Raw genomic sequence first — 14,593 nt, 5'->3', positions numbered from 1 at the left:
AAAGTATTTTTAGGAGTAAGATTGATGGGATATGATGTTAACGACTTTCAGGATAAATTAGAAAAGGAACTTGAGAATTATGTTGGTGGTCCTCTGCCGGACGATGATGAATTTGGCAGAGATAATTATGATGGCGATGGGTTATATGACAATTATGATTATGATGACGATGAAAGTGGAGACAAAAAAAACAGAATTAAAACAATTATAATTTCTGCGGTTTTAGTATTGACCGTAGTGTTAGTTGGAATTTACGGAGGTTTTACATATTATTATCATAACCGCTTTTATAAAGGAACGGTTATCAACAATACTGATTGTGGCAGACTGACAGTATCCCAGGCAGAAGAGAAAATTCGAAAAAATGTCGAAAATTATGAACTGAAACTGAAATTTAGAGGCGGAGAGAAAAAAGATATCAGGAGTTCAGATATAGATCTTGAGTATATTCCGGATGATAGCCTTACCAATCTCAGGAAATCTCAGAGTCCTTTTCTGTGGCCTAAAGGTATATTTGGCGGATCGAAGAAATATAATTTCAAGGCCAACATAACGTACGATGAGAATAAATTAGACCAGATTGTCTCCTATATTCCGCAGCTTCAGGATGAGAATATGCAGGGACCGGAAGATGCAAAGGTTGAATTCTTGGATAATAAATTCCAGGTAACAGAGGAAGTCAGGGGAAATAAACTTGATAAGGGGAAAGCCCTTGGGTTCATCAAAAAAGCAATCGACAGTGGACAGAAGAATCTTTCTCTCGAAAAAGCAGGTGCATATGAAGAGCCAAAAGTTTTGTCGGACGATAAAAACCTTCAGACCCAGGCAGCACAGTTGAACGAACTGACGGCGAGCAGTATTACCTACCAGCTGCCCCAGGGAGATCAAGTCCTTGATGGGAACACTTTAAGACAGTGGCTTTTTGTAGATGATAACGGAAATTACTCCAAGGATGATGATGTGTGGAATCAGCATATCAGAGAATATGTGCAAAATCTTGCCGAGAGCGTCGACACCTACGATGTCGATACTAAGTTTCAGGCTACAGGGTTAGGTGAGATCACTGTAAAGGGAAAGTTTGGATTCCAGATAAATCAGGAGGCAGAAGCAGCGCAGCTTTTGGATGAACTTTCCAATCATACGGTAACGACAAGAAAACCGGCCTTTTCACAGGAGGCACCGACGTATGAGAATAATGGTTTTGGTAATTCTTATGTGGAAATTGATCTCAGTCGTCAGCATGTATGGGTCTACAAAGATGGAGCACTGGCAGTCGATACGGGCTGCGTGTCGGGAAAGATGACCTCAGATCGCTGGACACCGCCGGGAATCTTCCATCTGACCTTTAAAAAGTCACCTTCTGTTTTGCGGGGAGCAAAAAGAGCGGACGGTACTTATGAGTATGAGTCACCGGTAACTTACTGGATGCCATTTAACGGAGGAATCGGGCTTCACGATGCCACCTGGCGCACATCGGGACAGTTTGGAACAAATATCTATAAAAATCGCGGTTCTCACGGATGCATCAATCTGCCGCTTTCGAAGGCAAAGGCTATCTATGAGATTATCGATGAGAGTATGCCAATTATCTGCTACTACTCTGAAACATATAATGTAGCACCTGCCGAGAAAAAGGCTGATGAAACAAAAGAGGCACCGACTGCTTCCCCGGACGAGGAAAAAAAGCAGGATTCGGATACAACAAAAGAAAAAGATAAGACAAAAGAAGAGAAAAAGAAAGATACACCGGCACCGACAAAAACACCGCCTGCACCGACAAAAGTGCCGACGCCCGCGCCAACCGATCCGCCGGTGACGGAAACACCAACTCCGACCGATCCCCCGGCGCCGACGAACACGCCGGAGGAACCTTCTCCGGATCAACCGACTGAGAATGAATAAAGAAAATGAGTCATACAGCGGGGAAAACTGTATGGCTCATTTTTAGAATTATGGCATTGAGTTCAAGAACGAACTGGAAAACGACAAGAATTGTATTCCGATATTACAAATTGTCGTCTGTATCCAGATCTTCGAATTCTTGTTCATCCATCAGCTCATCGAATGCATCGGCAGCAATGTCGTATTCTTCATCTGTGTCGATATTTTCAAGGGTAGGCTGTCCGTTTTCATTCTCGAGATAACGATAGAGGTATACTTCGCCGTCTTCGTTTTCACTTTCCTCATTCAGTGGAAGAAGTGCAATATACTGATTGTCCCCAGCTGGATAGATGGTGAGGATCGCACAAGTGATCTCTGTGTCGTCATCGAGTGTCAGCGTAACCGTAGGCTGGTCCATATCCTCGCATTCATCTTCGCAAAAATCACAATTCCCCTCGCAGTTTAAATCTTTGTTCTCATCACTCATATTTGAGATACCTTACCTTTCATGTGTTGGTTACAGTTTATCAGAATCACCTCATAAATGCAATCGGAAAATATCTCATACCTACTTGAAAATTTTCGGTTAAGGTGTATAATATTAGAAAAAGTTACACCCAGAAAAGAGGAGCAAGCGAAATGAAGAAAGATATTGATTGGAAAAATGTTGGATTTAGTTATCTCCAGACAGATAAGCGTTATGTCTCGAATTATAAGGACGGGGCATGGGATGAAGGAGAGCTAACCTCCGATTCGAATGTTGTGCTCAATGAGTGTGCCTGCGTACTTCAGTATTGTCAGGAATGTTTCGAGGGCCTGAAAGCATATACGACAAAAGATGGAAAGATTGTGACATTCCGTCCGGAACTGAATGCTGCCCGCATGATGGATTCGGCTGAAAGGCTATATATGCCGCAGTTTCCAAAGGAACGTTTTATCGATGCGCTCGATCAGCTTGTAAAGGCGAATGTTGATTACGTTCCCCCATATGGATCGGGAGCAACATTATATATCCGGCCTTATATGTTTGGCAGTAATCCTGTAATTGGGGTGAAACCCGCAACTGAGTTTCAGTTTCGTATGTTCTGTACGCCTGTCGGACCTTACTATAAGGGCGGGATTAATCCGCTCTCAATCTGTGTCAGTGATTTCGACCGCGCGGCTCCTCATGGAACAGGCAATGTAAAGGCCGGTCTAAACTATGCGATGAGCCTGTATGCCGTGATGGATGCACATAACCGAGGTTTTGATGAGAATATGTATCTGGATGCTGCGACAAGGACGAAAGTGGAGGAATCTGGTGGAGCTAACTTTATTTTTGTGACGAAAGACGATAAAGTAATAACTCCAAAATCAGACAGTATACTTCCATCTGTGACGAGACGTTCTATCATGCATGTTGCAAAGGAGTATCTGGGGCTGGAAGTAGAGGAGCGAGAAGTTTATCTCGATGAAGTGAAAGATTTTGCAGAGTGTGGAATGTGCGGTACTGCGGCTGTAATCTCTCCGATTGGAAAAATTGATGACCATGGAAAAGAAATTCTCTTCCCGAGCGGCATGGACCATATGGGACCTGTGATCCAGAAACTTTATGATACCCTGACAGGTATTCAGATGGGTGAAATTAAGTCTCCTGAGGGCTGGATTCATGTCATTGAATAGGATGAATCAGGATCAGTTACCAATCGTCAATGCTTTAGTTGATTTTTCTGGCAGAAATCCGGCGTATTTTCGGATTCCTGCTCACCGTTTTGCCGGGGGTGTGAATCCCCGGCTTTTAGATGCTTTCGGGGAAGGAGTATTCCGATGCGATCTTTCAGAGGCGGAAGGTCTGGATGATCTGCACCAGGCAAGGGGTGTGATCAAACAGGCACAGGAACTGGCGGCAGATCTCTGGGGTGCAAAAAGAACTTTCTTTCTGGTGAACGGTACGACATGTGGAAACGAGGCAATGGTGATTTCTATGACATCTCCGGGCGACAAGGTGATTATCCCGAGAAATGCTCACAAATCCCTGTTGATGGGAATGATTATGAGTGGCGCGGATCCCTGTTATGTGATGCCGGAGTTTGACGATGCATGGAATGTCTGGGGCAGTGTCGATGTATTGGGAATTAAACATCTCCTGGAAGGCGAGGCATCCGGATGCAAATCCGTCTTTCTGGTAAGCCCCACCTATTATGGTGTATTAAGCGATCTGAAGTCCATAAGCAAAGTATGCCATGATCATGGGGCACTATTGTGTGTCGATGAGGCACACGGAAGTCACCTGTACTTTTCCGATAAACTGCCAAAAGGTGCACTTCGGCAGGATGTGGATATGTGTGCACAGAGTATACACAAAACTGCAGGCAGTATGACACAGAGTTCTCTTTTGCAGATCAACAGTGATCGCGTAGAGCAACATCAGGTGATGAAGGCACTGCAGATGGTTCAAAGCACGAGTCCTTCGTATATACTGATGGCATCTTTGGATGCGGCCAGACAGGAACTGGCTCTTCATGGAGAAGAGATGATTGAGAAGGCTCTTGAACTTGCTGATACCGCCAGACATCAGATTCACAGTATTCCCGGTATAAGTGTACTACAAAAAGATGAAAACAACAGTGCGGTTTATGATCTGGATCCTCTGCGGCTGGTTTTCTCCGCCAGAAAACTTCACATCAGTGGTTACCGAATGCAGCAGCTTTTGTATGAGGACAGCGGTGTAAGCACGGAGCTTGCAGATGAAGACAACGTTGTCTGCGTCATTACATTTGGCAATACAAAAGAAGATATTGACAGACTGGTACATGGAATCAGACGGATTGCAAAGGAAACCAAATATCAGCAGGAATACAAAAGAGATGATCAGGAGCGGTTTTCCATGAAACTTCCCAAAAAAGTATTAACGCCTCGTGACGCCTATTTTCATAAAAAAGAAACAGTAAGATGGCAGGATGCCCGAGGCAGGATATCAGGGGAGATGATTGTCCCTTATCCGCCCGGAATCCCGCTGATATATCCCGGAGAGCTGATTGATGACGAGATCTTTGATCAGATAGATGACTACAGACGAAAAGGGCTCTCGATACACGGTCCTGCTGATACAAAACTGAGTAACCTCCAGATTATAACCTTTTGACACCCTATGATACACGGATTACTCCGCACTTTGTGCTCACGTAATCCTACAAACATTCGAAATACACCCTAATCGGGTTGCTTTCTCATGTTTGTTCGGGTCCCAAAGTCATGCTTTTTCATGCGAGCATGAAAAGCAAGACCTTTTGACCCTGGTATCAGATCATGATATACTTATATGGATGCTTGATCAGGTTTTCACCTGTGCAGGCATCCATTTATCAAATACAGAAGAAAGGTACGATTGCTTATGAAACTTGTATCATGGAATGTTAATGGCCTGCGGGCTTGTGTCAATAAAGGCTTTCTGGACACCTTCGCGGAACTGGATGCTGATATTTTCTGTATTCAGGAGAGCAAACTTCAAGAAGGGCAGATTGACCTAAACCTTGAGGGCTATCATCAGTTTTGGAATTATGCAGTGAAAAAAGGCTACTCCGGAACGGCGGTATTTACAAAGGAAAAGCCGCTTTGTGTGTCCTATGGGATGAGTATAGAAGATCACGACCAGGAAGGACGCATAATCACCTGTGAATATGAGAAGTTCGCACTGGTGACCGTATATACGCCAAATTCTAAGGCAGAGCTTGCGAGACTTCCTTACCGAATGAAGTGGGAAGATGATTTCCTGGCTTATCTGAAAAAGCTGGAGGAGACAAAGCCGGTGATTTTCTGCGGCGATTTGAATGTTGCACATAAAGAGATTGATCTTAAGAACCCTAAGACTAACAGGAAGAATGCCGGTTTCACGGATGAAGAACGTGAGAAGTTCACCAACCTTTTGGAACATGGTTTTGTGGATACGTATCGTTATCTGTATCCGGATCAGGCTGGGATTTATTCCTGGTGGTCTTACCGGTTCCGCGCAAGAGAGCATAATGCAGGATGGAGAATTGATTACTTTTGTGTCTCAGACTGTCTGAAAGACAAAATAGGGGATGCAAAGATACATACCGAAATTATGGGCTCTGACCATTGCCCTGTGGAACTTGATATCAATCTATAAAGTGAAAGGACTGCTGCTCATGAAGAAGCTTAAGACATATCCCGGATGGAAAATTTCTTCGGGCGATCCTGCAAGGATGGGAGCCCACAAGGTTGGAAAGGGATACAGTTTTACAGTGCAAATTGCTGATGAAGAGGAAGCTTCTCTTTTGTTGTTTAAAAAAGAGAATCCTAAAGAAGTATATAGAGTTCCTCTGCCTGTTACAGAACGAATCGGGGAGATACGTTCTGTAAGAATAGAGCCGCTGGACGCCAGACAGTGGTATTACGGCTATGAGTCAGGGCATAAATACTTTTTGGATCCTTATGCATGTGAGATTGCACAGATGAGCGGTCAAGGGAAACCATATCTTATACCGCACGATATGACAAAGGGGTGTATCATCCCTAAAACACCGGTCCTTACAACAAAGCCGCCCAGAATTCCATATGAAGATTCTATTATCTATAAGACCAATGTCAGGGGCTTTACTATGAGCCGCGGTTCGAATACGAAAGATGGAGGTACCTTTTCTGGCGTAATAAATAAAATTCCATACCTGAAAGAATTGGGAATTACGGCACTAGAGCTCATGCCGGTCTATGAATTTTATGATATTTTAGATTTTGATCTGCTTCATATCCGGGATGAGAAACAAAGGAAAACAGTCGACCTGGATCAGATGAAGAGAAATTACTGGGGATATGGTCCGGCTCTTTATTATGCTCCAAAAGCTTTGTATGGATTACCTGGTCATACCCGTACTGATCTGGTCAGCCAATTTGCCGATCTCGTGGATGCACTTCACAAGGAGAAGATGGAATGTATCCTTGAATTCTTTTTTACTCCGGATATCAGGCCGGAGGTGGTTCTCGATATTCTTCATTATTGGACACTAACCTTTAGAGTAGATGGATTTCATCTGATGGGAGATCACATTCTTGCGAATCATATTGCAGCAGACCCTCTTTTAAGAGATACGAAATTGATTTATACAGGATTTGACACAGCAGCGATCTATGGAGAAAATGTAAAGCCATCCTTTAAAAATCTGGCTGAGCACAATCTTTCATTCGAACATCTTATGAGAAAATTTCTGAAAGGAGATGACGGGTGTGCTGAATCTGCAGCGTATAAGCTTCGAAGAAATCCCACCGGTTGTGGGCAGATCAATTATTTTGCAGACCATGATGGCTTTACCATGGCTGACATGGTAATGTACGAACAGAAACACAACGAAAGTAACGGCGAAAATAACCGCGACGGCACAGATTTGAATTATACATGGAACTGTGGGATGGAAGGCCCTGCATCGAATAAAAAAATCTGTTCACTTCGGAGACAGCAGATGAGGAATGCGTGGCTTATACTTATGACTGCACAGGGAACTCCCCTCATCTATGGCGGAGATGAAAACTGCAATTCGGCCTCCGGCAATAATAACCCCTATTGTCAGGATAATGCAATTGGATGGCAGGATTGGAATCGAAAAAAAGACACCCTTGCAATGAGAAAGTTTGTAAAAAACTGTATTCAATTTCGAAAGAGTCATCCTGTTTTACACCAGAGCGAGGAGCCCAGACTCACAGATTATAAGTCACTTGGATATCCGGATCTGTCGTATCACGGTGACGAGGCCTGGTTTCCTCAGATGGAGTATAACAGCAAAACTTTGGGCATTCTATATTATGGTGCCTATGGTACAAAAAGGGATGATGTAAAGGATGAGTCGGTCTATATTGCTCTGAATATGAGCAGCAGTGAGCAAAAACTGGCTCTTCCTGATCTGAGCGAAAAAGAAGTCTGGAAGATTGCCGCCGATACGAGTATGAAAGATGGATTTTATCCGCCGGGTAAAGAGCAGGAAGTGTCCGGGATAAGGAAGATAACTGTTCCGCCCCGGACGGTTATGGTTTTAATATCGGGACAAACTAAAAAACAGGGTGGTCATTGAACATGCACATCTGGAAACATTTTAAGACAATAACAAAACATAGATTTCTCGTCATGGGGTACTGCTTTAAAATCGGATTATACCGACAGGGTTTCATGCATGATTTGTCAAAATATTCATGGACAGAATTTTCCAGAGGATGTAGATATTATCAGGGAAACAGAAGTCCGAACAATGCCGAGCGTGAAGAAACTGGAATTTCCGAGGCATGGCTTCATCACAAAGGCCGTAACAGACATCACTTCGAATATTGGATTGATTATAGTGCCGATCCGGGATGTAAAACAGTGATCGAAGGCATGAGGATGCCAAAAAAATATGTGGCAGAGATGGTGATGGACAGGATCTGTGCATCCAGAGTGTACAAAGGTGATAATTATTCATCAAATGACCCGCTCGAATATTACAGGAATAGCAAAGACCATCTCTGGTTTGTTCATCCTGAAGTAAAGAAGGAACTGGAATATCTTCTTACGATGCTCGCCGAAAAAGGTGAAGACGTGACACTTAGTTATATTAAAAATATATTTTTGCGTGAATGATCAGCAGAAACATACCTTTTGGTTATTAAAGGAAAGTATTTGAAGGCATAATGAGTCGGAAGCCGGGGAAAACTGATGACAGATTCTTTTTTGAAAAGGAGGGATCTGCTATTATGAAAGATGAGATGAAAGAAGAGTTTCAAGAGTTTTTAGAGGATTTAGAGGACGATTCTTACGTATCCTCCGTGAGCGACTGTACAGGTTTGATACCATCTTCTCCTTCTTCGGAGGATGAACTGGAGGCATATGAACAGCTTTACCATTTTGTCCATCCTGCAAAGGATACGAAAGAGGATGGAAAAGAGCAGTACAAGAATCGGTGCAATCTATAGCTGTCAATATGAAAAGAGACAGATGTGTATAGGAAAGTATATGCATCTGTCCTTTTTGTTTCATGAGCTTGTGCAAGATTGTTTCACGTGGTATTATTGTTTGTAGATTGTATTTCGGGTTTAATGAAAGAAGAGGGTAGAAAATGGAGAATAGCAAAATAAAAAATCATGAAGATTCAGTGAAAGATGTGATCAGGGAAGGCCGAACGGTTCTTGGCATTGAATTGGGATCCACGAGAATAAAAGCAGTTCTGATCGGTGAGGATTATGCTCTGATTGCTTCCGGTTCACAGACATGGGAAAATCGCTATGAGGATGGCATCTGGACTTATCGCATAGAGGATGTGTGGAAAGGACTTCAGGACAGCTATTATCAGATGACTTGTGATGTGAAGAAAAGATATGGAATGTCTCTTAAGACAATCGGCGCAATCGGATTCAGCGGCATGATGCACGGCTATATGGCCTTTGATAAAGATGGAAAACTTCTGGTTCCGTTCCGAACATGGCGAAATAATATCACTGGCGAGGCTGCGGACAAGCTGACGGAAGTTTTTCATTTTCAGATACCACAGCGCTGGTCTGTAGCTCACCTATATCAGGCTATGTTAAATCAGGAGGATCATGTTGGAAAAATTGACTATCTGACAACCCTTGCGGGGTACATACATTGGAAGCTGACGGGAAAGAGAGTTTTGGGAATCGGAGAGGCTTCCGGGGTTTTTCCAATTGACTCAGAACTTAAGACGTTCCGTCCCGATCTTGTGGAGAAATTTGATCAATTGGATGAGAGCCGAAGATATTCGTGGAAGCTTTCCGAGATTCTTCCCAGAGTTTTGACAGCCGGTGAAGCCGCCGGAAATCTGACAGATGAGGGGGCAAAACTACTGGATGTCAGCGGCATGCTGCAAAGCGGAATTCCCCTTTGCCCTCCGGAAGGAGATGCCGGTACCGGGATGGCGGCGACCAATTCTGTTGCAAAGCGGACAGGAAATGTATCTGCTGGAACGTCTGTCTTTGCGATGGTTGTGCTGGAAAAGGAACTGTCAAAGGTATATTCAAAACTAGATATGGTAACTACTCCTTCCGGTGATCCGGTAGCTATGGTTCATTGCCAGAACTGTACTTCGGATCTGAACGCATGGGTGGGACTATTTAAAGAAACCTTAGAGTGTTTTGGCATAAAGCCTGATATGGATGAGCTGTATGGGATCCTCTATCGAAAAGCGTTAGAAGGCGACCCTGACTGTGGCGGACTGCTCGCCTATAATTATTATTCCGGGGAGCATATCACGGATTTCACAGAAGGACGTCCGCTCTTTGTAAGATCGGCTGAAAATAGCTTAAATCTTGCTAATTTTATGCGTGTCCATCTGTCTACGGCTCTCGGTGCACTCAAGGTTGGAGCAGATATTCTGTTTAAAGAAGAAGGAGTAAAGGTCGATAAGCTGACCGGACACGGCGGACTCTTCAGGACAAAAGAAGTAGGGCAGCGAATTCTCGCTGCGGCCATGAACACACCGGTCTCGGTCCTGAAGACTGCCGGAGAAGGAGGGCCATGGGGAAGTGCGCTGCTCGCCTCATATATGATAAATAGAGAAGAAGATGAGAGTCTGGATACTTTTCTTGAGAATAGGGTCTTTACCGGTCAGGAGAGCAAAACGATACAACCTGATCCAAAAGAAGCAGCCGGCTTTGAGGCATTTACCAGGCGCTATAAGAAAGGCCTTGCAATTGAAAGAGCAGCAGTAGAGACATTATTATGATCTGTTTGCAAAGGAGAAAGCGTATGTTAGAAGAATTAAAAAAACGTGTATACGAGGCCAATATGTTACTTCCAAAATATGGTCTGGTTACATTTACATGGGGCAATGTCAGTGAGATAGATCGTAAGGCAGGATTGTTTGCCATTAAACCCAGTGGCGTAGATTATGATTTGCTTACCCCGGAGGATATAGTGATTATGGATCTGGATGGGAATAAAGTGGAAGGAAACTATAATCCGTCCTCTGATACACCGACTCATCTTGAACTATACAAAGCCTTTCGGAATATAGGAGGAATTGTCCATACGCATTCACCGTGGGCCACCAGCTGGGCGCAGGCCGGCAGAGGAATCCCATGCTATGGCACAACCCATGCGGACTACATGTATGGAGAGATTCCATGTGCGAGATGTCTTACAAAAGAAGAGATTGAGCACGATTACGAAAAGAATACCGGACACTTGATTGCGGATTTATTCAAGAATTTAAACTACGAGGCCATGCCGGCGGTACTCTGTAAAAATCATGGACCATTTACATGGGGAAGAGATGCCCGAAAAGCAGTTCATAACGCTGTTGTATTGGAGGAAGTTGCAAAGATGGCAGCAAGATGTGAGCAGATTAATTCCAAGGTACAGCCGGCACCTCAAGAGCTTTTGGATAAGCATTATTACAGAAAACATGGGGAGGATGCTTATTACGGTCAAAAAGAAAGCAGACGCTAAAAAACTTGACGGATACGACTTCATGCGATAAATTATATGAAAAACTAAAAAAAGGAGTATTGACCTGATGATAAAAGTTGCGAAATTTGGTGGAAGTTCCCTCGCAAGTGCGACACAGTTTAAAAAAGTAAGCAATATTATATTTGAAGATGATGACAGGAGATATGTCGTGCCTTCAGCACCGGGAAAGCGTTATGACGGTGACACGAAGGTTACGGATATGCTTTATATGTGTTATAATGTTGCCGGAAAAGGCGGGGATTTTGATCTCATATTAAGAGAGATACAGGAAAGATATCAGGAAATTATTGATGGATTATCTTTAAACTTATCTCTGGATCAGGAATTTTCGGAGATTCACCGCCAGATTGATAATCATGCGGGAATAGATTACGCGGCATCACGTGGTGAATACCTGAATGGAATACTCCTTGCAAATTATCTGAACTATGAATTCGTAGATGCGGCTGAAGTCATTTTCTTCAGGGAAGATGGATCTTTTGATGATGAAAAGACGAACAACAACCTTGGAAAAAGACTAAATAAGACGAAAAGGGCAGTGATCCCGGGATTTTATGGTATGGCACCGGATGGAAGCATAAAAACTTTCTCAAGGGGAGGTTCTGATATAACCGGATCAATTGTTGCAAGGGCAGTCCATGCTGACTTGTATGAAAACTGGACAGATGTATCAGGATTTCTGGTCACGGATCCTCATATTGTCGAAAACCCGGAAGTGATCTCTACTATTACATATAAAGAACTAAGAGAACTTTCTTATTCTGGGGCAACGGTCCTACATGGAGACTGTATTCTGCCCATTCGGCGGGAGGGTATTCCGATTAATGTCAGAAATACAAACCGCCCCGATGATGAAGGCACGCTGATCGTGGAAAGTACTTGTACGAAACCTAAGTATACAATTACGGGTATAGCCGGAATGAGAGGATTTGTATCAATTAATATTGAAAAAGACATGATGAATACGGAGATTGGTTTTGGAAGAAAGGTTCTTCAGGTTTTTGAAGAATACGGGCTTTCGTTTGAACATACGCCATCAGGAATAGATACGTTCTCGATCTATGTTCATCAGAAAGAATTCGAAGCAAAAGAACAGCAGGTGATCACAAAGCTGAACAAGCTGGTCAGGCCTGACTCCATTGATCTGGAATCAGATCTTGCCTTGATCGCTGTGGTTGGCCGAGGGATGCGCAGAGCACGCGGGACAGCCGGCAGAATTTTCTCAGCACTGGCACATGCCCATGTCAATGTGAAGATGATCGATCAGGGTTCATCGGAGCTGAACATTATTATCGGAGTTGAGGATAAGGATTATGAGGCGGCAATCAAAGCAATATATGATATTTTTGTAACTACGCAGGCGTAATGAAATACAATGTAAGGAGTTTTTATGTTTAGAATAAAAAAGATGCAGGAAAATGATTGCGATTCGGTTTTGAATATGGTGATGGCCTTCTACGACAGTCCGGCTGTCAGCCATACGGTGTCAAAGGAGACGCTGACCAGGACTTTCAAAGCAGCTGTTGCTGGCGATCAGGGACTGGATGGATACAAATTAATGGAAGGTGAAAGGATCTGCGGCTATTGCTATGTGACAGAGTATTATGCCTGTGAGGTTGGAGGAAAGAATGTTATGATTGAAGAACTCTATTTTGATCCCTCTGCCAGAAATAAAGGTTATGGTACCGAGATGTTAAACTGGATCTTTAAGAGTTACCCTGGTGCAAAGAGATATCGCCTGGAGGTGACGGATGATAATCCTAGTGCTAGAAGATTATATGAAAGGCTTGGTTTTACAGCCCTTGATTATGGACAGATGGTGAGGGATGTGTTATAATCACCCGTAGATATGAATAATTGAGGAATGAGGATAAAACCTGATGAAAAAAGTATTGCTGAAACTTAGCGGAGAAGCACTTGCGGGAGCAAAAAAAACAGGCTTTGACGAGGAGACGGTAACTGCTGTTGCAAAGCAGGTAAAAAAGCTTACGGCAGAAGAAATCAAAGTTGGAGTCGTCATCGGGGGCGGAAATTTCTGGCGAGGTCGAAGCAGTGAGAACATTGACCGCACAAAAGCCGATCAGATAGGAATGCTTGCGACGATCATGAACTGCATCTATGTGTCGGAAATCTTTCGGTCACAAGGACTTGCGACAGCTGTGATGACACCATTCAAATGCGGAGAGTTTACCGAGATCTTTTCAAAAGACCGTGTAAATGAATATTTCGATCAGAACAGGGTCGTCTTTTTTGCGGGAGGCACAGGACATCCTTACTTTTCTACAGATACAGCGGCAGTACTGCGTGCAGTAGAGATTGAAGCGGATTCAATCTTACTTGCGAAGGCTGTTGACGGTGTTTACGATAGTGATCCGAAACTGAATCCGGAGGCAAAAAAGTATGATGTGGTTTCAATACAGCAGGTAATTAATGAAAAACTTGCTGTTGTTGATATGACTGCATCAATTATGTGCATGGAGAACCACATGCCGATGCAAGTGTTTTTATTAAATGAACAAGATGGAATCATAGATGCTGCACGTGGAATTAATAATGGGACAAAAATAACTGTTTAAAAAGCGCCAGGGAGGGAATGTTAGATTATGGATGCAAATATTAAAGAGTGTAACTCTAAGATGGAAAAGTCGATTAAAAGTCTCGAGAATGAACTTGGAACAATCAGGGCAGGACGTGCAAATCCACACGTGTTAGACCGTATTACAGTCGATTATTATGGCACTCCTACGCCATTACAGCAAGTTGCTAACATCTCGGTTCCGGAGGCCAGAATGATCCAGATTCAGCCATGGGAGCCGTCCCTTGTGAAGGAAATCTGTAAAGCAATTCAGGTTTCTGATCTTGGGATTAATCCTAATAACGACGGAAAAGTTATCAGGCTTGTATTTCCTGAACTTACAGAGGAACGGAGAAAAGAACTGGTAAAGGACGTCAAAAAGAAAGGTGAAAATGGAAAGATCGCAATCCGCAATATCCGCCGTGATGCGAATGACAACCTAAAAAAACTGGCTAAAGAGGATGTCTCGGAAGATGAAATTAAGGAACTGGAAGATGAGATTCAAAAATCAACAGACAAATTTGTCAAAAAAATCGACGAATTAATTGAATTAAAATCAAAAGAAATTCTCACAGTGTAAGATATGCAAAATTGCGGGAGTGTATTTATGTACAGTTACCCGTGTATTACGAAGTTAAATTTGAGAGGGATAGAAAGAAATGACGGATATGATACCGTGTTTCTTTCTA

14 protein-coding genes are annotated in these 14,593 nt (G+C 43.2%); 13 read left to right on the top strand and 1 reads right to left on the bottom strand.

The window, feature by feature from the left end; genetic code table 11:
- The first annotated feature begins 24 nt into the window (after positions 1-24).
- The gene (locus tag INP51_RS09345) at positions 25-1,902 is read left to right on the top strand and encodes a L,D-transpeptidase family protein (RefSeq protein WP_193734598.1); all 1,878 of its coding nucleotides are present in this window, start codon (positions 25-27) and stop codon (positions 1,900-1,902) included.
- Positions 1,903-2,005: 103 nt separating this feature from the next.
- Here INP51_RS09345 and INP51_RS09340 read toward each other — a convergent pair whose 3' ends face one another.
- Positions 2,006-2,368, bottom strand: a complete 363-nt coding sequence (locus INP51_RS09340; protein WP_193734597.1) for a DUF1292 domain-containing protein — start codon at positions 2,366-2,368, stop codon at positions 2,006-2,008.
- 113 nt (positions 2,369-2,481) lie between these two features.
- Between INP51_RS09340 and INP51_RS09335 the strand changes: the two genes are divergently transcribed.
- The 12 genes from INP51_RS09335 (at position 2,482) to frr (ending at position 14,484) form a co-directional block, all read left to right on the top strand.
- Positions 2,482-3,543, top strand: a complete 1,062-nt coding sequence (locus tag INP51_RS09335) for a branched-chain amino acid aminotransferase (protein WP_268885826.1) — start codon at positions 2,482-2,484, stop codon at positions 3,541-3,543.
- A gap of 1 nt (position 3,544) precedes the next feature.
- Entirely contained in the window at positions 3,545-5,005 is a 1,461-nt protein-coding gene (locus INP51_RS09330; RefSeq protein WP_193734595.1) for an aminotransferase class I/II-fold pyridoxal phosphate-dependent enzyme, read from the top strand.
- Positions 5,006-5,254: 249 nt separating this feature from the next.
- Positions 5,255-6,010: an exodeoxyribonuclease III gene (xth, locus tag INP51_RS09325; protein WP_193734594.1), complete on the top strand. Its 756-nt coding sequence runs from the start codon at positions 5,255-5,257 to the stop codon at positions 6,008-6,010.
- A gap of 19 nt (positions 6,011-6,029) precedes the next feature.
- Entirely contained in the window at positions 6,030-7,943 is a 1,914-nt protein-coding gene (locus INP51_RS09320; protein WP_193734593.1) for an alpha-amylase family glycosyl hydrolase, read from the top strand.
- A gap of 2 nt (positions 7,944-7,945) precedes the next feature.
- Positions 7,946-8,485, top strand: a complete 540-nt coding sequence (locus INP51_RS09315) for a DUF5662 family protein (RefSeq protein WP_193734592.1) — start codon at positions 7,946-7,948, stop codon at positions 8,483-8,485.
- A gap of 113 nt (positions 8,486-8,598) precedes the next feature.
- A complete protein-coding gene (locus tag INP51_RS09310; RefSeq protein ID WP_193734591.1) occupies positions 8,599-8,817 on the top strand; it encodes a hypothetical protein in 219 nt (72 codons plus the stop codon).
- A gap of 143 nt (positions 8,818-8,960) precedes the next feature.
- Positions 8,961-10,583 (top strand): xylulokinase, encoded by a 1,623-nt coding sequence (locus INP51_RS09305; protein ID WP_193734590.1) that lies wholly within the window; start codon positions 8,961-8,963, stop codon positions 10,581-10,583.
- A gap of 23 nt (positions 10,584-10,606) precedes the next feature.
- Positions 10,607-11,308 (top strand): L-ribulose-5-phosphate 4-epimerase, encoded by a 702-nt coding sequence (locus INP51_RS09300; RefSeq protein WP_193734589.1) that lies wholly within the window; start codon positions 10,607-10,609, stop codon positions 11,306-11,308.
- 67 nt (positions 11,309-11,375) lie between these two features.
- Positions 11,376-12,695: an aspartate kinase gene (locus INP51_RS09295; RefSeq protein WP_193734588.1), complete on the top strand. Its 1,320-nt coding sequence runs from the start codon at positions 11,376-11,378 to the stop codon at positions 12,693-12,695.
- Positions 12,696-12,719: 24 nt separating this feature from the next.
- A complete protein-coding gene (locus INP51_RS09290; protein ID WP_193734587.1) occupies positions 12,720-13,166 on the top strand; it encodes a GNAT family N-acetyltransferase in 447 nt (148 codons plus the stop codon).
- 43 nt (positions 13,167-13,209) lie between these two features.
- Complete coding sequence (pyrH, locus tag INP51_RS09285; RefSeq protein WP_193734586.1) at positions 13,210-13,905, top strand: UMP kinase; 696 nt, start codon at positions 13,210-13,212, stop codon at positions 13,903-13,905.
- 27 nt (positions 13,906-13,932) lie between these two features.
- On the top strand, positions 13,933-14,484 hold the full coding sequence (frr, locus tag INP51_RS09280) for a ribosome recycling factor (RefSeq protein ID WP_193734585.1): 552 nt from the start codon (positions 13,933-13,935) through the stop codon (positions 14,482-14,484).
- The last annotated feature ends 109 nt before the right edge of the window (positions 14,485-14,593 follow it).

The sequence above is a fragment of the Blautia liquoris genome (assembly GCF_015159595.1).
GTDB lineage: Bacteria > Bacillota > Clostridia > Lachnospirales > Lachnospiraceae > Novisyntrophococcus > Novisyntrophococcus liquoris.
The sequence above is the reverse complement of the archived record's forward strand: the minus strand, read 5'-3'. Positions and strand labels throughout refer to the sequence as shown.